19 protein-coding genes are annotated in these 23821 nt (G+C 57.9%); 6 read left to right on the top strand and 13 right to left on the bottom strand.

What is annotated here, in order from left to right; translation table 11 throughout:
• Positions 1 to 53 precede the first annotated feature (53 nt).
• Positions 54 to 830, bottom strand: coding sequence for a prepilin-type N-terminal cleavage/methylation domain-containing protein (locus tag VEH04_04060; GenBank protein ID HYG21933.1), 777 nt, complete (start codon positions 828 to 830; stop codon positions 54 to 56).
• Positions 831 to 1133: 303 nt separating this feature from the next.
• Between VEH04_04060 and VEH04_04055 the strand changes: the two genes are divergently transcribed.
• Entirely contained in the window at positions 1134 to 2684 is a 1551-nt protein-coding gene (locus VEH04_04055) for a UbiD family decarboxylase (protein HYG21932.1), read from the top strand.
• Positions 2685 to 2812: 128 nt separating this feature from the next.
• On the opposite strand, the gene VEH04_04050 is transcribed toward VEH04_04055, so the two are convergent.
• Entirely contained in the window at positions 2813 to 4525 is a 1713-nt protein-coding gene (locus VEH04_04050; GenBank protein ID HYG21931.1) for a cation:proton antiporter, read from the bottom strand.
• 273 nt (positions 4526 to 4798) lie between these two features.
• Between VEH04_04050 and VEH04_04045 the strand changes: the two genes are divergently transcribed.
• From VEH04_04045 to VEH04_04035, 3 genes are all read left to right on the top strand, one after another.
• Positions 4799 to 6649, top strand: a complete 1851-nt coding sequence (locus VEH04_04045; protein ID HYG21930.1) for a carbamoyltransferase — start codon at positions 4799 to 4801, stop codon at positions 6647 to 6649.
• A 1-nt stretch (position 6650) separates the two neighbouring features.
• Positions 6651 to 7073, top strand: a complete 423-nt coding sequence (locus tag VEH04_04040) for an SxtJ family membrane protein (protein ID HYG21929.1) — start codon at positions 6651 to 6653, stop codon at positions 7071 to 7073.
• 80 nt (positions 7074 to 7153) lie between these two features.
• Positions 7154 to 7294 carry a DUF5989 family protein gene (locus VEH04_04035; protein HYG21928.1) on the top strand — a complete coding sequence of 47 codons (141 nt, stop codon included), beginning with the start codon at positions 7154 to 7156 and terminating at the stop codon, positions 7292 to 7294.
• 13 nt (positions 7295 to 7307) lie between these two features.
• On the opposite strand, the gene VEH04_04030 is transcribed toward VEH04_04035, so the two are convergent.
• The 11 genes from VEH04_04030 to VEH04_03980 all read right to left on the bottom strand — a co-directional run bounded on the left by VEH04_04030 (position 7308) and on the right by VEH04_03980 (position 21522).
• Positions 7308 to 9392 carry a threonine--tRNA ligase gene (locus tag VEH04_04030; protein HYG21927.1) on the bottom strand — a complete coding sequence of 695 codons (2085 nt, stop codon included), beginning with the start codon at positions 9390 to 9392 and terminating at the stop codon, positions 7308 to 7310.
• A 229-nt stretch (positions 9393 to 9621) separates the two neighbouring features.
• On the bottom strand, positions 9622 to 9900 hold the full coding sequence (locus VEH04_04025; protein ID HYG21926.1) for a hypothetical protein: 279 nt from the start codon (positions 9898 to 9900) through the stop codon (positions 9622 to 9624).
• Positions 9901 to 10045: 145 nt separating this feature from the next.
• On the bottom strand, positions 10046 to 11659 hold the full coding sequence (locus VEH04_04020; protein HYG21925.1) for a CTP synthase: 1614 nt from the start codon (positions 11657 to 11659) through the stop codon (positions 10046 to 10048).
• A gap of 54 nt (positions 11660 to 11713) precedes the next feature.
• On the bottom strand, positions 11714 to 12472 hold the full coding sequence (kdsB, locus tag VEH04_04015; protein ID HYG21924.1) for a 3-deoxy-manno-octulosonate cytidylyltransferase: 759 nt from the start codon (positions 12470 to 12472) through the stop codon (positions 11714 to 11716).
• Positions 12469 to 13020 (bottom strand): HAD family hydrolase, encoded by a 552-nt coding sequence (locus VEH04_04010; protein ID HYG21923.1) that lies wholly within the window; start codon positions 13018 to 13020, stop codon positions 12469 to 12471. Before VEH04_04010 ends, kdsB begins: the two co-directional genes overlap by 4 nt.
• 86 nt (positions 13021 to 13106) lie before the next feature.
• Positions 13107 to 16076 (bottom strand): PAS domain S-box protein, encoded by a 2970-nt coding sequence (locus VEH04_04005; GenBank protein HYG21922.1) that lies wholly within the window; start codon positions 16074 to 16076, stop codon positions 13107 to 13109.
• Positions 16076 to 16597, bottom strand: a complete 522-nt coding sequence (locus VEH04_04000; protein ID HYG21921.1) for a YfiR family protein — start codon at positions 16595 to 16597, stop codon at positions 16076 to 16078. Before VEH04_04000 ends, VEH04_04005 begins: the two co-directional genes overlap by 1 nt.
• An 89-nt stretch (positions 16598 to 16686) precedes the next feature.
• Positions 16687 to 18588, bottom strand: coding sequence for a TonB-dependent receptor (locus VEH04_03995; GenBank protein ID HYG21920.1), 1902 nt, complete (start codon positions 18586 to 18588; stop codon positions 16687 to 16689).
• A 280-nt stretch (positions 18589 to 18868) separates the two neighbouring features.
• Complete coding sequence (locus tag VEH04_03990) at positions 18869 to 19900, bottom strand: LOG family protein (protein HYG21919.1); 1032 nt, start codon at positions 19898 to 19900, stop codon at positions 18869 to 18871.
• A 138-nt stretch (positions 19901 to 20038) separates the two neighbouring features.
• Entirely contained in the window at positions 20039 to 20236 is a 198-nt protein-coding gene (locus VEH04_03985; protein ID HYG21918.1) for a hypothetical protein, read from the bottom strand.
• A gap of 263 nt (positions 20237 to 20499) precedes the next feature.
• Complete coding sequence (locus VEH04_03980; protein ID HYG21917.1) at positions 20500 to 21522, bottom strand: aldo/keto reductase; 1023 nt, start codon at positions 21520 to 21522, stop codon at positions 20500 to 20502.
• A gap of 327 nt (positions 21523 to 21849) precedes the next feature.
• Between VEH04_03980 and VEH04_03975 the strand changes: the two genes are divergently transcribed.
• Both VEH04_03975 and VEH04_03970 read left to right on the top strand, forming a co-directional pair.
• Positions 21850 to 23118, top strand: a complete 1269-nt coding sequence (locus tag VEH04_03975) for an ABC transporter permease (GenBank protein ID HYG21916.1) — start codon at positions 21850 to 21852, stop codon at positions 23116 to 23118.
• Complete coding sequence (locus VEH04_03970; GenBank protein ID HYG21915.1) at positions 23111 to 23809, top strand: ABC transporter ATP-binding protein; 699 nt, start codon at positions 23111 to 23113, stop codon at positions 23807 to 23809. Before VEH04_03975 ends, VEH04_03970 begins: the two co-directional genes overlap by 8 nt.
• The last annotated feature ends 12 nt before the right edge of the window (positions 23810 to 23821 follow it).

Below are 23821 nucleotides of genomic sequence, written 5' to 3'. Positions count from 1 at the left end.
AAGGGCGCCCGAAGGCGCCCTTGTGAAATATTCTAAAGACTCAGCTTCGATGCTTAAGGCATGAAGTTGAACACTGGACCGGTCACCGTGTTGGTGGACTGGAGCAGGGCAGCGCGGAGGCCGCTCACCGTTACCTGCTGAACGGAACCGTCAGACAGACCGATGTTACCAGCTTTCTGGTGCAGGTCGTTCTGGGTCCATGCCCAGCCAGTGTTACCACCAGCGGTTGAGGTGGCAGCATAACCAGTGGCTGTGACGGAACCGAAGCGAGCCGTTGCAGCACCGTTGTTTGCACTGCCGGAACCAATGTTGCAGTCGCCAGTCAGGATGATCTGCGGATCGGTTTCGAGAGCGTCGCCGACGATGAAGTAGCTGATCTTGGTGACCGAGTTCGGAGCCGGGTTCAGCGCGCCAAGGAGGTCGAGGTTGCCGAAGTTCGTGGCTGCATTGTTATGAATATTGTCCGAAGGGCAAACCAGGACCTTAGCCGTGGAGAGTTCGTTTGACATCGATTGGAAAACACGGCCGGGCTGATAACCCGCGGTCGGAGCGGTGATGCCGCCGGTTCCATTCGAACGGCCGACATATTCCTGCGCGCCGCCAGATGCGGTACCCACTGACATCGGATAGCGATCGTTGTTGTCGCCGGACCAGACGCGGAAAGCAAGGCCGACTTGTTTGAGGCTGTTCACGCAGCTAATGCGTTGCGCCTTGGCTTTGGCTTTGGCCAGTGCGGGGAGCAACATGGCCGCCAGAATCGCGATGATCGCGATAACGACGAGCAGCTCAATCAGGGTGAACGCTCGAATTTTGTTGGTGAATCGTTTCATATCTTCGTTTGGTTATCGTTGTTTGGTGGTCAAACAGTCCGCGAACTCTAGGGAATCCACTTTCACTGTCAACCCGTATCTAACTCTCCTTTAGCAATGCCGGTACCACCAGCGATTTAATTGGCTTTTCTGCGGTTTTATCACGCAATTTGACCCCAACGCGCGCAAATTTCACGCGTCGCGCGTGAGAATCACGCCTATGGGTCCTATGGGTCCTATGGGTCCTATGGGTCCTATAGGACCCATAGGACCTGGAAACTTTGCCTCTTTGCTCTCACCCCTTTGCTTCGTTAGCTTCGCGCCATGGCATTCGACTCCTTTCGCGCGTGGGTGAACCACCTTGACGCCGTTGGCGAACTCAAGCGCATTTCGCAACCTGTCGCGACGGAACTGGAAATCACTGAAATCGCGGATCGCGCAATGAAATCGCCCAACGGTGGAAAGGCGCTGCTCTTTGAGAAGCCGACCATCAACGGAAAACCCAGCCCCTTCCCAGTCGCCATCAACACCTTCGGATCGCACCGACGCATGGCGTTGAGCATGGGCGCCGACAGCGTTGAGATTGTCGCAGCGGAATTGGAATCGCTGATGAAAGCCAAACCGCCCACATCTTTTCGCGAAACCCTCAAGCTGCTTTCCACAGCAATGGATCTTCGCCATGCGAAGCCGAAGATCGTCAAGGACGGCCCGTGCAAGGAAGTCATTCATAGGTTTAACGAACCCATTTCTGCACCCAGCGCGAAATCCCCGCCCGTCGCCAGCGCCGTTCACCAGCCGGGCCCTGTCGTTTTGCCCCCTACCTCCCCTGCTCCGCCCACGCTGCTCAATCTGCCGATTCTTAAATGCTGGCCGCTCGACGGAGGACGCTTCGTCACGTTGCCGTGCGTTGTGACCCGCGATCCTGACACGGGCGAACGGAACGTCGGCATGTATCGCATCCAGGTATACGACGAACAAACCACGGGGATGCATTGGCAGCTGCAGAAGGTTGCCGCACGGCACGGCCGCCGCTATTACGAGACAGGACAGCGGATGCCTGTCAGCATATTTCTTGGCGGTGATCCCATGTTTCCGTTCTGCGCCACTGCGCCGCTTCCCGATGGCCTGGATGAATTTCTCCTGGCGGGTTACCTGCGTAAGAAGTCAGTCGAACTGGTTAAATGCGAAACAAACGACCTCGAGGTGCCTGCCAATTGCGATTTTGTCATCGAAGGTTACATCGATCCAACGGAACCGCTGCGGGACGAAGGGCCTTTCGGCGATCACACTGGATTCTACACGTTGCTCGAACCGTACCCGGTGTTTCATGTCACCGCGATCACCCATCGGAAGGATGCAGTTTATCCAGCAACCATCGTCGGAGTGCCACCCATGGAGGATTTCTATATGGGCGGGGCGTCCGTGAAATTGTTCCTGCCGATTTTCCGGATGAACTTCCCGGAGATCATCGACATCGCGCTTCCCGCTGAAGGCGTTTTTCACAACCTCGTTTTCGTCAGCATCCGCAAAACCTACCCGATGCAGGCGTACAAGATCATGCACGGGCTTTGGGGCATGGGGCAGATGATGTTCACGAAATACATCATCATCGTGGACGACGACGTAAACGTGCACGACACAAGCGCGGTCCTGTTTCGTCTGTGCGCCAATACGGACCCGCAGCGTGACAGCATCTTCACAAAGGGCCCGGCTGATGTGCTCGATCATGCGACCAGTGAAATCGCAGTGGGCAGCAAGTTGGGAATCGATGCGACACGGAAGCTGGCGGGAGAAGGATTCAAGCGCCCCTGGCCACCCGGAATTGCGATGGATCCCGCTGTAATATCGCGAGTCAATGCGCTTTTAAAGGGTTGAGGCCGTCGTCTACCGCGGGGATCGGCGCGGCACAGTATTCCATTGACCTGCTGGGCGGGTTCTCCAAGCGTGTGCGGCGTTGAGGAGACACACCTTGATGCAACCAAGACTCCAACCCGCCTTCGTATTTAGGGAACCACCTCGTCGCGCTCTGCCAGTTCGTCGAGTTGTTCTTTGCGCTTCTCCTCGAGCAAACCCTTATTCGCTGCTTCGATCACACCGACCAGGTCAGCGGCTTCGAGCAGTCGCGGAACGCTGACGTAACTTGCCCCCGCACCATAGAGCGGCACGATGTTCGATAACTTCTCGGCGTGCACAATGATCTGCGCTGCTGGACTCAGTTCACGCAGCTGCCGAAGCAGTTTCAGGTTGCTCGCACCTTTCAGGATGATGTCAGGCAGCGTGCAGATAATAATTTCGGCTTCAGTGATTCCCGCCTGCAGCAGCACGTCGCGCCGGCTGATGTCGCCGTAAGTCACTTTGACCCCGCGCCTGCGCAGTTCGGAGATCACCTGGGGATTGAAATCAATCACCTGCAACTCAGGCACCATCGCAGCCTTTTCGCGGAGGATGGAATCCAGCAACGAACTGGCCGTCCAGGAGAACCCGAGAATGAAAATCCGCTTCTTCTGGACCACCGCAGCTGGGGTAGCTGACGGCGCTTCAGGCAAGTCGCGGAAGCCAAGCCGCGTAAGCCATGGCGATGTCTTGCGCAGGATCGCTTCGCTTCCAAACATCGCATAGGTGGAATCCACGGCGAGAAACGCAAAGGCCAGAGACGCAACGCCCATTGATCGCGGCGAAACGTCGCCACTCTTGTGTCCCAATGCGAGCAGCACCATTGAAAGCTCGCTCAGCTGGCAAAAGTTGATCGCCGGAATGAGGCTGGCGCGGTGACCCATCTTCATAAGGTGCAGCGGAACGAAAACCGTCACCAGCCGGCTGCCCACGAGGAACATGCTGAACAGCAGCATCAGCAGGAGGAGTTCCCATGTGGGCATGGGAATCGCCATCCCAAGGCCCACGAAAAACAGCGTCACAAAAAAGTCCCGCAACGTGGTGACCTTGGCTGCCACGTCGAGCGTGTAGGGAAATGTGGATACCATCACGCCCGCGATGAGAGCTCCCATGGCTGACGAAAGTCCGATCGTTCCAGCAAAGCCAGCCATTGCAAAACACCACGCGAGTGCCCCAATCAGGATGAGTTCCGGAAGACGCGCGGCGAACTTGAAGATCGGCGGCAAAATAAACCGGCTTACGACGTAACCGATCCCGATGAGCATAAATACCTTGCCGAAAGCCAACGCCAGGGCAGCCAGCCGCGGATCGCTGAGGTTCGGCTGGATCGCGAGGAACATGATCGTCACGAGATCCTGCAGCACCATGATGCCGAGCGTGATCCGCCCCGCCAGCGTGTCGAGCTCGTGTTTGTCGTACAACACCTTCACGATGATGATCGTGCTGCTCATCGCGGCCGCCACTGCCAGATACAAAGCCTCGAGTCGCGTCGCGAAAAAGATGGGGATGCAGAAGAACGCCCAGCCCAGCGCGATCGACACGAACACCTGCACAAAGCCTGTGATGCTGATCGCCTTTCCGGAACTGAACATCTTCTTGAGATCCAGCTCGAGGCCGATCATGAACAACAGGAGGATCAATCCAATCTCGGAAATTGTTGCGATCGAAGCCTGGTCCGTGACCCACTTGAAGCAAGCCGGCCCAATGAGAAAACCCGCGAGCAGATACGCGAGCAGGAGCGGCTGTTTCAACAGGTGCGCGCCCACTCCCACAACCCACGCGGCAATAATGCAGAGAGCAATGTCGATTAAAAGCTGGGGCATCTGACGCGAAGAGTAAGCAGGGCGGCCGCGAGCCGTCGAGTTGGAGTATTACGGGAGTCGCTCCCGGGCGGTCCCCCAAAACGCGACGTGCGAGGTCTAAAAGACGTATCCACGTTTCCAAACCCGGTCGTCGTGTCAGCATCCAAGCCGGCAGGTCGTGATCCATCACGAGACGGCAATGAACCGTGCGACACAACACCAAACTCGCAGGTCTGCATCGCTTGAAGCGGGCTTGCCCCGTTTTTCCCGCTCGCCTAGGGTGATCTCGATCCGATGACACGCATCCTTGGCATCTCCGCCTTTTACCACGACAGCGCGGCGGCACTGGTCATCGATGGCAAAATCATCGCCGCAGCCCAGGAGGAACGCTTCACCCGTGTGAAACACGACGCTCGCTTTCCCGAAAATGCGCTGGCCTACTGCCTTGGGGAAGCACGATGCAGCGCTGCGGACCTCGACTACGTCGTGTTCTACGACAAGCCATTCCTTAAATTTGACCGTCTTCTTGAAACCTATCTCGCCTTTGCGCCAAAAGGCTTCCGCAGCTTCCAAATGGCGCTGCCGATCTGGCTGAAGGACAAGATCCATTTGAAACGCGTGCTGCGCGACCGCTTGAAGGCGGCCAGACACGCGCGCTTTGTGTTCACCGAGCACCACGAAAGCCACGGGGCGAGCGCGTTCTTTCCCAGTCCGTTTGCCGACGCCGCCATCCTGACCATGGACGGCGTTGGTGAATGGAGCACCGCCACGATTGGACATGGAAAGAACAACCGCATTCGCCTGCTTCGCGAGATGCGCTTCCCGCATTCACTCGGCCTGCTTTACTCCGCATTCACGTATTACTGCGGCTTCAAGGTGAACAGCGGGGAATACAAGCTCATGGGCCTGGCGCCTTATGGAACGCCAGCCTACGCCGATGTCATTCGCGAGCGCCTGCTCGACCTCAAAACCGATGGCAGTTTTCGAATGAATCTGGATTACTTCGATTATTGCCATGGACTGACCATGACCAATCGGAGGTTCGATGACTTGTTTGACGGACCTCCTCGCGCTCCGGAATCGACCCTGGAACAACGGCATATGGATCTGGCCGCCAGTATCCAGCTCGTGACCGAAGAAATCGTGCTGGCAATGGCGCACGAGGCCAAACGCGTGACGGAATCGCGAAATCTGGTTCTGGCGGGAGGCGTGGCGCTGAACTGTGTTGCGAACGGTCGCCTGCTCAAAGAAGGCCGTTTTGAGAACATCTGGATTCAACCGGCCGCGGGCGATGCTGGCGGCGCGCTTGGAGCGGCCTTATTCACGTGGCATCAACTGCTCGAACACCCCCGCGAGAATCCGCAGGACACGCAACACGGCAGCCTTCTCGGCCCCGCGTGGGCGCAGCACGAGATAGAAGCGGCGCTGCGGGAATCAGGACTTGTTGCGACACACGTCGAGGAAGGCAGGTTGCTGGACGATGTTGCTGAAGCGCTCGATGCGGGCAAAGTGGTCGGATGGTTCCATGGTCGGATGGAATTCGGCCCGCGCGCGCTCGGTGCCCGCAGCATCCTCGGAGATCCACGGAATGCCGCGATGCAGGCGCAAATGAATGTGAAGATCAAATTCCGCGAGAGTTTTAGACCGTTCGCACCGTGCGTCCTGCGGGAGCGCATGCATGAGTATTTCGACGTGCCGCCGGGAACGGAAAGCCCGTACATGCTGCTCGTCGCCCCACTCCGATCCGAACACAGGCTGCATGTCGCCAATGAACAGGCGCGGCAGATGCGGGAGGATCCAGACTTGCGCCGCCGCCTCCAAGTCCCCCGGTCGACCCTGCCTGCGATCACGCATGTGGATTACAGCGCACGCATTCAAACCGTTGACCCGCAGCGGCACGGCCGCTTTTATCGTTTATTGAAGGCCTTTGAGGCGCGCACGGGTTGCGCGGTTCTGGTGAATACCAGCTTCAACATTCGCGGTGAGCCAATCGTCTGCACGCCGCAGGATGCGATCCGCTGTTTCCTGGCGACGGGGATGGATGTGTTAGTGCTGGAAGACTTTATAGTGCACAAGCAACAGGTGCCCGCGTCCCTTGCGGCGGCGGCGCGCGAGCGACACCTGAAACAATTCGCCCTCGACTGACATGCGCTGGTCCGAGCTGCCCCTCAATCCCACGCATCGAATGCTGCGCCAGTTTTCAGCAGCGTGCATTGTGGCCGCACTCGTCGGTTACGGGTGCTTTGCACTCGCAGCGACCGTGTCCGGAGTGCTGGCCGTGGCCGGTGTGATCGGCTTGATCTGGCCAGGGGCGGTTCGATGGCTCTTTGTCACCGCCACCATCGCAGCCTTTCCGATCGGCTGGGTTGTCACGCACGCCATTCTCGTCTTCTTGTTCTTCGTCATCATGACGCCAATCGGAATCGCCTTGCGCCTGCGGGGACGTGATGAGATGCAATTGAAGCCTTTGATCGCCAAAGGCAAACTCAAACGCTCGGGGCATCGCGACACTTACTGGCACGAACGGGGAGAGCCGTCTCCGCCTGAAAACTACTTGAAGCAATATTGAACCTTGTCTAAGCAGATTGCATGAAGAACCCGGGAGAGAGTGCATTTGAAAGAGCCGCCGCTCAGAAGAAGGATGCGGGATTGGTGGCTGAACTCTGGGAATTTCTCAAAACGAACAAGAAGTGGTGGCTCGTGCCGATCCTCGTACTGTTTCTCGTCCTGGGCGCGTTGATCCTGCTCGGAGGAACGGGTCTCGCCCCGTTCATCTACACACTGTTCTGAGTTGCCACCGCGCTCACGCGCGGCGATCGCGGATCGCTGCCAGAATGTTTGCCACCACCTCGGCCTTCGGCTTCGCGCCTTGCGGTCCCCCCGTATGCAGGCGCACGCTTACGTTTCCCGACTCGAGATCGCGGCCGCCGATCACGAGCATCGTGTGCACCTTTGCCTTCTCCGCTTCAGCGATCTTCGCCTTGATGGGATCCGTCCCGAAATCAGTTTCCACCCGCACCATGCTGGCCCGGAGTTCCTGCGCGATGCCTTTCGCATAGGACACAAGCGGCTCCTCGTCGCCAATCGTGAGCACGCGCACCTGTTCGGGCGCAAGCCACAAGGGAAAGTTGCCCGCGTAATGTTCGATGAGAAACCCAACGAATCGTTCATGCGTGCCCAACGGAGCTCGATGGATGCAGAGGGGCGTCTTCAGAACATTGTCGCGATCCTTGTATTGCAAACCGAATCGCGCGGGCACAGCGAAGTCCACCTGGTTCGTGGCGATCGTGAATTCGCGGCCGATCGCGCTCCAGACCTGCACGTCAATCTTGGGACCGTAGAACGCGGCTTCGTTCGCGACCTCCACGTAATTGATTCCGGATTCAATCAGGACCTTGCGCACCATGTCCTCGGTCTTGAGCCACAACTCCGGCTGATCCACATACTTTTCGCCAAGCCCTTCCTTCGCATGCGTGCTGAAACGCATCTGGTATTTTTCGAGGCCGAAGATCTTGAAATACTTCAGGTACATCTCATTCACGGCGCGGAACTCGTCCGCGAACTGCTCTTCCGTGCAATAAATATGGGCGTCGTTCATGTTGAGTGAACGCACGCGCATCAGTCCAAAGAGTTCGCCACTTTGCTCGTAGCGATAACAACAGCCGTATTCCGCGAGGCGCAGAGGCAGATCGCGATAGCTCCGCGGTTCCGCCGCAAAGATGCGGTGATGATGCGGACAGTTCATCGCCTTCAAGTAATAGCGCTCGGCGGTGAGATGTTCGGTGAGGGCAACTGAAAGCCTTGTCCGCGCAAGCATTTCCCATCGTTTCTTCGTCTCTCCGTCGAAGCTTTCAATTGTATTGTCGATCACGTGAAGGAGTTCCCCTTGCCTTCCCCGGAATCGTTCTAGTTCTTCAAAGTTCGGCAATTCTTGTAGAATCTTCTGATCTGCTTCACTTGTGATCGCCTTGTTCTGTTCTGGCGTAAGATCTGAAGTGATCCCTTCCAACGGCAGATGCATCGCCGGAAACATGCTCTCGGCGTAATACGGCAAGTGCCCTGAGGTCTTGTACATCTTCTCCTTGGCCAGATGCGGCGTGCGGACGCGGACATATCCCGCGGCAAACTCGGTCTCCTTGGCGAGCTTTTCGAGTTCCTCAACCAGCACGGTGCCCTTCGGAAGCCACAGGGGCATTCCAGGTCCGACGTATTCCGTGTCGATCGCGAACAATCCCATCTCCGCGCCGATCTTGCGATGATCGCGCCGCTTCGCCTCCTCGAGCATTTTGAAATACTCGTCAAGCTGCGTCTTGTTCTTGAAGGCCGTCCCGTAGATGCGCTGCAACTGCGGGTTCTTTTCGTCGCCTTTATAATAGGCACTGGCCACGCTTGTGAGTTTGAACGCGCCGATGTTGCCCGTGCGCATGACATGCGGCCCCGCGCAGAGGTCAACGAAATCGCCATTGCGATAATAGGTGATCTGTTCGCCTTCGGGAATTTGCTTGAGCAGGTCCAGCTTGAACTTGCTTTCGTTTCCCGGGCGTTCAGCCAGGCCGCCCAGCCGGCCAGTGCGGGCTTCGGCCATCGCCTGATCCCGCGTGACCACGATCTTTTCAAAAACGTTGTTCGCCTTGATCTCCCGCTTCATCTCCGCCTCGATCTTCTCGAAATCCTCGGGAGAAATGCGATGCGAACATTCGAGATCGTAGTAGAACCCGTTCTCGACAGGCGGGCCGTAGGCGAATTGCGCGTCTGGCCAGAGTCGCAGGATGGCCGTGGCCATGACATGAGCGCACGAATGGCGGATGCGCTCCAATTCCGTCATCTTCTCGCGCTCGTCGAGGGTCTTGCGTTGCGGATTCGGCTGCACTGGATTTTCTTCGGCCATAAAAAAGTTTCAGTCCCTGCGCGTCCGTTCAGGCACACAGCCCAAACTACTGGCAACTAACGCTTCAAATAAAAACGCCCCGAATAGAACAGTTCGAGGCGTTCGCGTCCATCCCGGTTGTTCGGGCGGACGCTAAAGGGTCGTTGTGTCGAAACCAGATTTGAACACGCGAGCAAAAGTAGGGATGGGCCGGTACGGGAGCAATCGGAATCTCTTCAAATCCGCCGCATTATTGCCGTTTTTCCGACGCAAGGCCTTCCGCAATCACATCGGCCACCTTCGCCAGCGTGGCCGAACCAGGATAGTTCGGGTCGGCGACCAATGCCTTGGCTGCCTCGACCTTGCCGGCCCGGGTTGACTCAACCTGCTCCAGCTTTTCGAGCAATTGGGCGGATGCAGCGAAGTCTGCGGCTTCCTCGGCCGCTGCGTTGGGGGTGGCGATGTGCTTTGCCTTTAATGAGGACACTCGGAACGCGTTCTGGGTGCTGTCGTTTGGTTCTACTCGCATATTTTATCTTCGGTTAATTGCTGTTGTTGTCCAGATATCGGCCACGCGTCGAGAAACTTGACGGCCGGAATATGCGGTGTTCACCCTAGGGACTTGCCCCGGGGGCGGGTCATCTCAAATCTGAAATCCCGCATCTGACACGGGTTCAAATCGGCTTATGATGCATCTGTGCGTGGGCGGCAGCGATGAATCCCCGGAAGAGCGGATGCGGCTGGTGCGGCTTGCTGTGAAACTCTGGATGGAACTGTGCCGCGAGGTAGAACGGATGCTCGGGAACTTCAATGATTTCGACCAGCTTGCCGTCAGGGGTGAAGCCGCTGAACACAAACCCGCCCTTTTCGAACCGTTCCCGATAGGAATTGTTGAACTCGTAACGATGGCGATGCCGTTCCTTGACGACAAACGAGCCATACAGCTTCTGCGCGCGGGTTCCCATGACGAGCTGGCAAGCCTGAGCGCCGAGTCGCATTGTGCCGCCTTTTTTCGTGACGCGCGTCTGTTCATCCAGCATGGCGATGACAGGATGCGGCGTATTGGCGTCGAACTCGGTTGAATGGGCCCGATTCAACTTCAGAACATTACGCGCGAACTCAATCGTGGCGATCTGCATGCCCAGGCAAAGCCCCAGATACGGAATATTCTTCTCCCGCGCGTATTGGGCCGTGCGAATTTTACCCTCAATGCCACGCTCGCCAAACCCTCCCGGGACCAGAATGCCGCCGAGTCCCTTCAAATGTTTCTCGGGACCGTCGCGCTCAATCTCCTCGGAATCGACCCGCTGAATTTCCACCCCGCAATCGTTGGCAACGCCGCCATGGATGATTGCCTCGTAAACAGATTTGTACGCGTCCTGATGGCCAATGTATTTGCCCACAACGCCGATGCGAACCCGATGCTGCGGCGCGATCAGTTTGCGGATGATTTCCTGCCAGTGCGCCATGGATGCCACGCCCGTATCCAGGTGCAGAAGACGGCAGACCAGGTCGTCCATCCGTTCGCGCTGCAGCATCAGGGGTACTTCGTAGATGCTGTGATCAACGTCCTTCTCCTCGATCACGGCTTCGTAGGGAACATTGCAGAACAGGGAAATTTTCTGACGCAGCTCCTTGTCGAGCGGCTGTTCACAGCGGCAGACAAGGATGTGCGGCGCGATGCCAATTTCGCGCAACTTGGCGACCGACTGCTGCGTGGGCTTCGTCTTCAACTCTCCTGCCGCCTTGATGAACGGAACGTAGGTGACGTGAATGAAGGCGACGTTGCCGTGGCCTGCGTCGAGGGCAAATTCGCGGATCGCTTCAAGGAATGGCAATCCTTCAATGTCGCCAGTCGTGCCCCCGATCTCCGTGATGACCACGTCCGCCTTCGATTGTTCGGCGAGCTGATGAATGCGGTTCTGGATTTCGTCCGTGACGTGAGGAATGACCTGGACGGTTTTTCCGAGGTATTTGCCCTCGCGCTCGTTGTTGAGAACGTTCTGGTAAACCTGTCCGCTCGTCAGGTTGTTCAACCGGGTGAGCTTCACGTTGGTGAAGCGCTCGTAATGTCCGAGGTCGAGATCCGTCTCCGCGCCGTCGTCGAGCACGTAAACCTCTCCATGCTGGTATGGGCTCATCGTTCCCGGATCCACGTTCAAGTAGGGATCGAACTTCTGCAGGACGACTTTGAGGCCGCGGTTTTCGAGCAGGGTGCCGAGAGAGGCGGCGGTCAGGCCCTTGCCTAACGAACTCACCACGCCGCCTGTTACGAAGATATATTTCATTGGTTACCGGTCACAGCTCCTGGCGGACCCACAACGGTTCTCCGCCTGATCCCTTCATCCCTGCGCATCATTTCGAACTGCAGCCAAAATTCTTTCCACGCGCGCAACATCGGCCGGCAAATCCACGCCAACGCTGTCGTATTCCACCCGCGCGACGGCAATCTGGATTCCATTTTCCAGCGCCCGCAATTGCTCGAGCTTTTCCGCGGATTCCAGCGGTGACACTGGGAATCGGACGAGCTTCAATAACGTTTCCCGCCTGAATCCGTAAATGCCCAGGTGTTTCAAAAAAGGAAACGCCGCCAACTGTTCGCTCACCGGACGGTTGGCGGCTTCGCGCAGATATGGAATCGTGCGCCGCGAAAAATATAATGCGCGGCCGGCAGCATTGACAACGACTTTTACGACGTTGGGGTTGTCATACTCGGCAACATCCCGAATCACCGTCGCCGCCGTCGACATCTCATGCTCCGCAAGCAGGCCTGCCACGCGGTTGATCACCTCGGGATCGATCAAGGGTTCGTCACCCTGGATGTTCACGACGGCTTCGCAATCACAACGTGCCGCCACCTCGGCGATGCGATCAGAACCGCTTGGATGCTCTGGCCGCGTCATTTCCACCCTGCAGAATGCGCGTGCAACGGAGGCAATCCGTTCGTCGTCGGTTGCAACAATTACGTCGGAAAGCGATTTTGCCCGGCGGCACTGCTCAACGACGTGTTGGATGAGGAATTTTCCCGCGATGCGCGCGAGCGGCTTTCCCGGAAAACGGGTCGACGCGAAACGGGCGGGGATGATTCCGAGGATGTTCATTGGCTCGAATCTTTGAGAATCCAATCTGCAGCGTCGGGAAGTCCATCCACAACGACGGCTTTCGTCAATTGTCCGGGCGAAGTTCGTTCCAACTCAGCCCCATAACCCGTGCGAACGAGGAGACTTCGGCGCAACCCCGCATTCCACCCGCATTCCAAATCGATCAGCTTGTCGCCGATCATGTAACTGCGGCTCAGATCCAGCCCGAACTCTTCCCGCGCGTCAAAGGCGAACTGCGGTGACGGTTTGCGTCCACGGCTGGGAGCGTCAGGATGTTCCGGCGCCACGTAGACCCTGGCGAAACAAACGCCTTCCTCTGCGCACAGAGACGCAATGTGGCGGCTGACATTTTCCACATCGTTGAGCGTGAAATAACCGCGGCCAACACCCGATTGGTTCGTGATGACGAACAAAAGAAACCCGGCGTCGTGCAGCCGGCGCAATGCAGGGATCGCACCTGGGAAAATTTCCACCTCGGCTATCCGATGCAGATAATGTTTCTCCGCGATCAGGGTGCCATCGCGATCCAGGAAAACGGCGCGTCTCATGTCGCGCGCGATAGTAGGGATTACCTGGTTCCACGTTCAAGGTTCAACGTGACGGGGAGCTTGGGCAGCCCAGGCGCGAAGCGGCGTCAGGCGGCAGCGGCGTTGGCGCGGTTGCCGAGTGTGAAGTAGAACGTGGCGCCCTTGTCGGGTTGGGCCTCAGCCCAGATTCGGCCGCCATGCTTGCGAATGATTCGTTCCACCGTCGCCAATCCCACGCCTGTGCCCTCGAATTCATCCGACCGATGCAACCGCTGGAACACACCGAACAGTTTGTCGATGTACTTCATATTGAAGCCGACACCGTTGTCGCGAATGAAAATGACCGTTTCTCCATTCTCTTCAAATTGACCGACCTCAATGACCGCCTGCTGCCTTGGGCGCGTGTATTTGACGGCGTTGGAAAGGATGTTCACGAGCACCTGCTTGATCAGTCCGGGATCGCATTCCACCGTTGGCAGCGGGCTTACCCGCCATTCCACGTTGCGACGATCCGTTTCCCGACGCAGATCACTAATGATGTCGTCGACCAACACGTTGAGTTGCGTCGTCTCGCGCCGCGGTTCCTGTCGTCCGATCCGCGCGAGGTTCAAAAGGTCGTCCACCAGCTGATTCATGTTCTGGCTGCCCTTGCGAATGTTCTCCAGATAGTGGCGCGCTTCCTCGGGAATTTCGTCGGCAAAGTCGTCGAAAATGATTTTTGTGAATGCGTCAATGTGCCGCAGCGGTGCACGCAGGTCGTGCGCCACTGAATACGTGAATGCCTCAAGCTCGTGATTCGCCGCCACAAGCTCAGTCGTTCGCTCCTGCACGCGGCGTTCGAGTTCGGCGTTCATGCGCAGGATCTCCTGCTCGGCGTGCTTGCGTTCCGTGATGTCAGTGTTCACCTCAAGCACCGCGATCGGCTGCCCCTGCGGGTCCGTGTGGAGCACCCAATGACTGTTCACATAAAGCAGCTGGCCATCTTTGCGGGTGTGAACCACCTCCCCTTCCCAATGTCCCTCCCGATAAAGAATCGCCTTAATCTCTTCGAGCGGGGCGGGAAAACCGGCCTTAAGAATCTGATGCGCCACCTGCCCCAAAGTTTCGGTGCGGAGCCATCCATACATCTTCTCCATGCCTGTGTTCCACAGAATGACGCGGTCATCGAGGTCACGCGCCAGCACGTTCGCAAGGTCGAGCATTTGCGCCTGCTCCCGCAGCACGCGCGCCTGCCGCTCAAGCGATTGCTCTGCGTTCATCCGCTCGGTGATGTCGCGCAGGATGACCGTGAAGATTTGCTGCTGGCCGATCTCGATGTGCGAAATGGACGCCTCAATCGGGAATTCCTCGCCATTGGCCCGCAGACCTGCCAGCGGCCGCAAGTGCCCCATTGCTCTCGCCGTCGATCCTGTCTTTGAAAACTCCTGGACGTGGCCGCGGTGCGCGCGGCGGAAGCGTTCGGGAATAAACATGTCGAGCGGCTTTCCAACAGCGTCGATCGCATCCACGCGGAACATTCGTTCGGCCGCCGCGTTGAACAGCGTAATCGTCTGATTGGAATCGACGCTGATGATCGCATCCATCGCTGACCCGATGATTCCCGAAAGGCGCGCGCGGCTTTCCTCCAGTTCGCGTTCCGCGAGTTTGCGCGCGGTGATATCTCGCGAAATGGACGAAACGCCAATCACTTCACCATTGTTGGAACGCACGGGCGACGATGTGAGCGCGACGGTGATCCGCTTTCCGTCCTTGCAAACCCGATCCACCTCATATTGCCGGGTCTCGCCGCGACGCACCTGGTCGAGAAGCCTTTCTTCAAAGCCAGCGTCCTCGGGAACGGACAGGATTTCCATCTGCTTGCCAATCATTTCGTCCGCTGTGTACCCGTAAATGCGCTCAGCGCCGCGATTCCAGCTCGTGACGATTCCATGCATGTCCTTTCCGACAATCGCGTCATCCGTCGATTCGACGATTGCAGAGAACCAGCGGCTCGCGACTTCTGAACGCCGGCGTTCCGTCACATCCTGCGTGACCCCGCTCATATGAACCGCCTTCCCATTCCCATCGTAGAACGCGCGGCCGCGGGCGAGCATCTGGCGCCTTGTGCCGTTCGGAAGCACGATGGGAAACTCCACCTCGAAATCAGTCTTTTGCTCGAGAGCGTGTTTAACGGCGCGCTTGACGGTTTCCCGCGTGCCCTCTTCTATTAACGCCTCGAAATGTTCGTACGTGCCCCGGAATTCTGAAGGCTTCAGACCGAACAGAGCTGCGTTCCGCTCGTCCCAGCGCACGCGTGAAACCGCAATATCCCAATCCCACGTGCCCGTGCGCGACGCCTCGAGCGCGATGCGCAATCGATTCTCGCTCTCCTGAATCGCGACTGTCTGCTCCTGGATGCGCGTGAGCATCTGGTTGAATGCGCTCGTCAGGAGGCCGATCTCCCCGGCGCTGCTGAGCGGCACTCGCACTGAATAATCAGCCAATTTCGAAACCCTTTGAGCCGCGCCGGCGAGCTCTAAAATGGGTTCTGAAACATGCCGCTGCAGACGGTTCGAAAGCGCGAAGGCAACAATGACAGCACTCGCGAGAATGATAATCGAGAGCACGGCATAGAGCTTCAAGCGCGAGTAAAACATCCGCAGGTCGGCCTTCAGATACAACGTTCCGTACCGCGCCGTCGCTTCCATGACCGGCTGCACCAGCACCACATCGTGGCGGCTGAATTGATAGGGAATCGGCGTGGGATTTTTCGGCAGGGAGGCCGTGTCCAGCTCGGGCGGATGAAATACGAACAGGCTCCCGTCCGCGTCGTACAACGCAGCTGCCACAATTTGCGGTTCGGCCGTGACGGAAGCCAGGACTTTGCGCGCGTCAATGTCGTTCTGAAATGCCAGCGCCGCGCTGCTGTTATCCGCAAGCACACGGGCAAGCGTCGTGAAGTCCCGCGCCATGGTGCGGCGCAACGTCGTCAGATCGTAGATCATGAACGCCGCCACCGTGAGAAACACAACCGTCATGCTGGTCAGCATGATGGCCGCCATGATGCGCCGGCGAATGGGAAGATCCTGAAGTCGCATCACTGTCTCCCTGAAGAAACAATTTCCGCCGCGCGCAACAGCTTGGAGCTGAGCGTCAGATGGGCGTCGTTGACCGCATCCAGGTTCACGCGAATGCGCAACTTGTTGTTTTGCTCAACGAATCGGATCATGACCGCGCGCCCCTCTGCCGTATCCTCGTCCCCCACAGTCAGGACGGGGCGCTGGCGCAGCACGTCGATCGCCCGTTGCGTGCGGCGGCTTTCTGATGGCGCGATGAACAGGATGTGGCAGTTGGTCGCCTCTTCCACCCGGCTGTAATGCTCGAGCGACAGCGGGCGGCCACCCACGGTTTCCCCCCGCACCGTATCCCCCAACGCATCGCCAAACGGGTTTCGTCCCAGCACCCCAATCACAATCGGATCGTTGGTGCCGGCGAAGGCGTTGGTGGGCCAATGGGTAAACTGTGCGAAGTTGAAAAGGAACACCGCTTTCAACTGATACTCGCGCGAAACAGGTTGCGCCCATGCAAGCGTCCCCGAAACAAACCATAGAAGTGCCATCCACCACGCGGTGCGAATGCGGAAAATATCCCAGCCGCGCAGCCCCCGGGGCTGTCGCCATCCACCCGCCCTTTTCCGATGAGTTGCCCCTAAAACCGCCATGTCACCTTTCCAAATATGCTGCGTGGAATCTCCTGCCGCGTGCCGGCAGCGCCAAACTCCGGATGCTGGTCGTCCCAGAGATTTTGTCCAACCACCGAAAGCTCCAGGTTTTCAGTCGGATGCCACGCGACGCGCGTGTCAACGGTGAAATATGCGGGCACATGCGGGGACGGCAGTGCGTCGACGTAACGGAATGTGAAGTCCAGCTCTACCCTGCCTGGCAGGTTGAACATCGACTGGACAACCGCCTGGTTGCGGGGATCGTTCCCCTCGCTGGTTCCGTCGTTGATGTCCATCCCGCCGCGAACCTGGCGCACATCGCGATCAAAATAGGTATAGCCCCCTCGCATACGCCACCAGTCTGTTGCCTGGATTGTGCCCGAAAGCTCCACGCCCCAGGACTCCGCCTCGTTCTTATTCTGAATCTCAAATCCACCGGGAGCAGGTTCTATGCTGCGGATGTTCTCATACATGTGGTAGAACGTCGCGAGTGAGAGCGAAACGTTGCGATGCGGCGTCACGCGGTATCCCAATTCGAACGCCAGCAACTCTTCAGCTTTGAAGTCCGATGTTCCCGCAAGGCCTGCGGTAGGAAACAGGACGTCTGTGTCGATGCGGCTCGGTGCGCGAACGGCGCGCGATACCGCCGACCAGAGCGTATGCCGTTCATCCAGCAGCCAGGCAAGTCGTCCACTGGGTTCAAATTCGAAGCCTGTGTAATCGTTGTGCTCAACCTTCGAACCCACCGTCAGCTTCAACCGATCAGGGACAAGCACCACTTCATCCTGCAGGAAACCGCTGAACAGGTGCAGGTCGCGCCGCGCAGGAAAAAATGCCAGTGAAGCCGAATTCTTCACGTCGTCCTGCATCAGCCGGTACCCGAGCCCCCACGTCACATTGTTTCGCGACCCAAGCGGAAGGCGATGCTGAAAATCGATGTCATACGTCCGCAGTTCCTCATTGTTCCGAGGCATGACGTTGCGCCAGGTGCGATCCACGTAGAACTGCAGTGTAAAGTCGGATTCCTCATACAACGCATGCGTCCAGCGGCCGAGCAGGTTTTGTCCATCGATTGCCGAACGCACGCCCGGCTCCCCTTCGTTTTCTCCCGAATAGAAATCTCCTTGAATCGTAATTGTGTTTGCCTCGCTCGGCAGCCAGTCGGCTCGAAATCCGCCCTGCGTCATCTCCCATGCGTCCGTTGCATCGCGGCCGTTCGGGAAAACCGTAGGATTCCGATCAAATCGGAAGCCGTAAACGCGATAGAAGAAATTGCTGCCCACATGGCCGCCATAGCGAACGGCGCCGTAATCCTGCAAAAGCGATCCGCCGCCGCCTTCCACGAGCATCCCCTGGGTGTCGCGAGCCCCGCGCGTCACGATGTTGACTACGCCATTAACGGCGTTTGCGCCCCACAGGGTGGCGCCGGGCCCGCTGACGACCTCGATCCGATCCACGTCGGCCAGCAGGGCGTTCTGCACATCCCAAAACACGCCGGCGAACAGGGGCGTGTACACCGAGCGGCCGTCGATCATCACGAGGAGTTTGTTTGCCAGCGGGTTGTTGAATCCGCGGGCATTGATCGACCAGTTTCGGGTGTCGACCTGCGACACGTGAAGGTTCGACGCAAGGCGAAGCGCCTCAGGAATGCTCGTCGCACCGGAACGGCGGATATCATCCCCCGTAATGACCTGCACGGCCGAGGGAGATCGGCTCAGCCGCTCAGGAGTCCGCGTGACCAGGCTGACCTCCTGCTCCAACAATTCCTCAAAACTGAGCTGCTTCAGGTTTTTCGCCGATGCGGGCTCAGCCTCTCCGAATTCAGCCCCCCGGGATTCAGTGGAAACGCAAACGAGAATCGCGAGCACCAGGCTGCAGAGTCGACGCATGTAGTGGCTCATGAGGCGAAAAATCAGACAATAAACGACTCAGCAGGCCGTCCCGCCTGACCCTCAAAGACTTTGGCAATGAAGACGTTGCAGCCAATCACTGTAACCAGGGGCAAAGAAAATTCGACACAGGATGCCGCAAAGGCTGCGGGTTCCTGTGACTGCGTTAACTTTTCAGAATGCGCCAACATCCGAGAAAAGGGACGAACGGGACCGGAAAAGTATCCACACTCCGCAAACACTCAAAATATGGGGTTAAGACCCTATGCAGGCCCTCGGATCAAAGACTGTTCAGGACATCGATCAGCTGCCGTAAACGCCCATAGTCCCGGCGGTTGAATCCAAATGCGATCCGCGGCAGGTCGACATTATCTCCATCCTCAAGCTCCTCAGGCGTGGGACCCGTCACACGAATGGGGATTCCGGTGATGATGTCGTGGAAGTCCTCGTTCATTGCCTCAATTGCAGTCTCGGTGGGCGCATGTTTAAGGCGGATCACGAACAACTCCTTTACGAAGCGGCTGGAATGGAAGTTCCTGTAAAACCGGGTGATGCACTTGACGGCTTCGTCGGTATTATCGGTGATGCGGTAAAGGTTCAGATCGTCCGGGGAAATCAATTGATCACGGAGCAGGTGCTCACGCACGTGTTTGTCCCACGTCTTCCAATACGTGCCGCCCGGCCGATCCACAAGGACCAGCGGCATCAACTGGCTCTTGCCTGTCTGCATCAGGGTGAGCGCTTCATACCCTTCGTCCATGGTTCCAAATCCCCCCGGGAACAGCACGATTGCGTCGGAGTGGCGGATAAAGATCAGTTTGCGGGTGAAGAAGTATTTGAATGTGACGAGCTTCTTGTCCTCGCGAATGATCGGATTCGCGCCTTGTTCCCAGGGAAGGCGGATGTTCGCCCCGAAACTTTTCTCCGGCCCGGCGCCCTCATGCCCGGCGTGCATGATCCCGCCGCCGGCCCCGGTGATGACCATGAACCCCGCCTCTGCGATCTTGCGGCCGAACTCCAGTGCCTGCTGATATTCCAATTTTGATGGCAACGTCCGCGCGGAGCCGAAAATCGTCACCTTGCGGGCGTGGGCAAAGGGCGCAAACAAACGGAAGGCGTATCGCAACTCGCGAATGGCGGTGCGGATGACGCGCACATCGCCGCTGTCCTGGACGTCGTGCAGGAGCTTCAGCGCGCTTTCTATGATATCGGCAACGCTCTCCTGGTTGTATCCCCCGCCCTTGAACTGGATCAGTTCCTGGATACGGCGCCTCAATTCGGGATCCGCTGGCGTTCGTTCGGCCTTCATCATGCGCTGAGCTTACCGGCGTCGCCCCGTTTTGCAACTGAGGTAAGGGATTGCCAGAGGTTTGGGTCGAGGTGAACCGCGGTTGTGGAAATCCGTTCGCGCCTAAACCGCAGAACCTTCAGCGCTTTCGGCGTCGCGCGCCTAAAGCCCGGGACGGTTCGCAAGGTAGATGCAGATGGCAACGATCGATGAAACGAGCAGGCCTATCGCAATGGACCAATTCAGGATGCGACGGTGCTTCGCGCGCGCCGCGCGGCCGCCCATCCCCGGGAAAAGGTAAAACCGGTCCCGTTCCTTATCTCGTTTAAACCAGGTCAATGCACTGGAGCGTTGCGACATACTGTCATGCGCAGCTCGGGTTCGTTCAAAGCTAAACCGGGCGAGACAAACTGCCCTTCGACGCTCCTCACGGACCACCGGCCGACGTGTCGTGGATAATCCCGATGCGGCATCCGTAATTCAAGCAAAATGAATCCCGCTCCCACGCAGCGCCGCTGTATCGCAGACCTCCGAGTCAGTTGTATCGCGAATGCGCGGGTTACGCCCAGCCGCTTGGAAGCACGGCGATCCAGCAGGTTCGGACACCTGGGCTATGTTCCATCTCACCCCAGCCAATGCGGATTATGCGTGGTGCCGTCGAATTGCGTGGATGTCTTGAAGCGCTCGAGCTGGCCCTCCTGTGCAGGCTCGCGTGTCCTTCCAAGCAATGCCGTTATCTGTTCCCTGGTCATCGGCTTGAACGTCCGCCCTGCCTCCACCGCCTGGTCCAGAATCTTCATCGTGTCGCATCCCGTGATCACCGTCGACGTCGGCAGGCTCATCGCGTAATGCAGGCACTCAATAGCCGTTACGCCGCCGTTTCGAACAATCGCTCCACTCCCTAGAGGCTTCATTCCCAAAACGCCAATGCGATTCTTCACGAGTTCCGGCAACACTTGCTTTTCGAAGCTGCGGAAGTGGGCATCCATCACATTCAACGGCATTTGGACGGCATCGAAAGGAAATTGCTTCTCCGCTGCAACGCGCAGGCATTTCAGATGAATCGCCGGGTCCTTGTGGCCGGTAAATCCGAAGAACCGGATCTTGCCCGCCTTCTTCGCTTCAAGCATCGCCTCCGCACTGCCGCCCTCCCCAAAGATCTTGTCGGGATCCGTGTCGCGAATCACCTCATGAAATTGCATGAGGTCAATTCGATCCGTTTGCAGCCGCTTAAGCGATTCCTCAATCTGCTTTGCCGCGGCCTCCTTTGTGTGGCCATCGATCTTGCTCATCAGGAAAACCTTGTCGCGATACCCATCGCGCAATGCCTTGCCCATGTAGATCTCGCTCTTGCCGTTGTGATAATCCCAGCAGTTGTCCATGAAAGTGATCCCGCGATCAATGGCGCTGCGGATCATGCGGATGCTTTCCTGTTCGTCCGGAATCCCAATGTGATAACCGCCCAGTCCAACGGCGGAAACCTTTACGCCGGTCTTTCCCAGTTCGCGCACAGGGATTTCGCCAGGTGTTGAATCCGCCGAGAAGAGTTTCGGCGCACTCGCCAGGCCGATTCCCGCGACAGCGGAAACTTTCAGAAACTCACGGCGCGTGAAGGGGCGCCCCAATTGTTCGTTTCGATCGCACATAAAAATTTGTCGATGCTGTCCCTGGCCGGCTGCTGGTTCTCCAAAGAACTAGCGCACAGGCACGCTGAATGCAACTGGCGTACGGCTTTACCCGCATCCGGCGCATGCTGCGAATTCTTTTGGATGGTTGTTTGCGTTCAGGTTCCCTTCGAAAGCATTGTGCCAGCCATTTCCGAACAGCGGATCGCCGTGCTGCAGATCTTTGCTTGCCCCATTTCGTGTGATGAGTGTGTTTCGTGGTTGCTCATCTCTTAATCTGAATGAATGTTGCAGGCTCAACCCACTTTGAACCTTGAACTTTGAATCGATCCGTTTAGCTTCCGCCGCATGTCTGGACTGCCCTTCGAACTGTTGCTCGCGCTGCGTTACCTGCGGCCGAAACGCACGTTCGTTTCAGTCATTACGCTCATCTCGGTCATCGGCGTCGCACTCGGCGTCGCCGTTCTGATCATCGTCATCAGCGTCATGACAGGCTTCGGGCAGGAACTCCGCGACATCATCCTGCGCCTCAACCCGCACATCAGCATCCATGAATCGGGCTCCACCCTGCCCGATTACCGCGAGCTGATGAAACAGGTCGCCACCAACAAACACGTCAAGGGCGTCGCCCCGCTTATCATGGGCCCTGTCCTCGTGGAATATCGCCTCGAGAACGGACAATCGGCCCGTTGGGCCCCGAATATTCGCGGCTTCGACCTCGAAACCGAAGGCCGTTTCAGTTCGCTTTCCACGAACATTGTTCACGGTGAATTCGACCTCGGTGGGCGCAGCATTCTGATCGGAACGGCGCTCGCGTCCCGGCTCGGAGCAGGCGTCGGCGATCGAATCGATATTTATTCTCCCAAACACATCGAGCGAATGAAGGAGAGTCGCGAGCAAGGCGAAGAGGAGGTCGTGCTTTCCGATGAATACGAAGTACGCGGAATCTTCAATGTGGGTTTTGAGGAGTACAACCTGAACATGATCGTCGCGTCGCTGGAGAATGCCCAGGACATGTACGAACTCGACGACAGCGTTCACGCGATCACGGTGGTGCTGGACGACCCGCAACTCGCCTTCCCCGTTCGGGCACAACTCGCGCGCACGCTGGATCCGCGGCTCACGATCAAGACGTGGCTTGAGGACAGCGCGCTGCTTTCCGCGGTGCTCGTGGAGAAAAACGTGATGCTCTACATCCTCTTCTTCATTGTCATCGTCGCCGCATTCGGAATCACCTGCACGACCATCACGTTCGTGGTGATGAAGACGCGCGAAATCGGAATGATGAAAGCCATTGGCGCTTCGAATCGCCAGGTGATGTGGGTGTTCATGGGACAGAGCCTGATTGTCAGCGTGATGGGGATCATCACAGGAACAATCGGCGGACTGCTGCTGCTCACGTATCGCAACGGTTTCCTGCGCATGATGCGCAGCGCTACAGGAATGGAACTGTTCCCGGCGGACATCTATGGTTTCACCCAGTTGCCCGCGCTGATCGTGCCCGGCGACATCGTGATCATCTGCGGGGGATCGCTGCTGATCTGCCTTTGTGCCGCGGCGTTTCCTGCGTGGCACGCAAGCCGTCTCAACCCGGTGGAGGCGCTGCGTTATGAGTGATTCCCGATCGCACTCCGTGGAAACGCTGGTCTCCGCCCAGGGCGTCAGCAAGACGTACTCGCTGGGCCGCCGTTCGCTCACCGTGTTGCGTGATCTGAGCATCAGCGTGGCGCGCGGGGAATTTGTCGCACTGCGCGGGGCATCAGGCGCAGGCAAAAGCACACTCCTGCATTTGTTGGGGGGATTGGACACACCCGACACGGGTGAGATCTGGTTTGGCGGACAAAACCTCGCGCGCTTCGCACCAGCAAAATTGGCCGAACTGCGACGCACCCGCGTCGGCTTCGTTTTCCAGGCATTTCATCTGATGCCCGAGCTCGACGCGCTGGAGAACGTCTGCCTGCCCGCGCGTATTGCACGAGTCCCAGCGGACAAGGCCAGGGCGCGTGGACGCCAGTTGCTGGAACAGGTTGGCTTGAAGGATCGCGTCGAACATCGTCCGAACGAACTGTCCGGTGGCGAACGGCAGCGCGTCGCGATTGCGCGCGCCCTGATCAACGAACCTGACTTGATCCTCGCCGATGAACCGACCGGAAACCTGGATTCCCACACAGGCAACGAAATCATCAACCTGCTGTGCTCGCTGGTGTCCGAGCGGAAAACCACGCTCGTCATTGCCACGCACGACGCGTCGGTTGCAGCACGGGCGCCGAAGGTGGTGCATCTTGTTGATGGCCAGATTGAGCCGTAGCGCAGACCTCCA

Source organism: Verrucomicrobiia bacterium (assembly GCA_035629175.1).
Classification (GTDB): Bacteria; Verrucomicrobiota; Verrucomicrobiia; order Limisphaerales; family DASXHY01; genus DASXHY01.
This window is presented reverse-complemented; position numbering and strand designations above follow the sequence as displayed.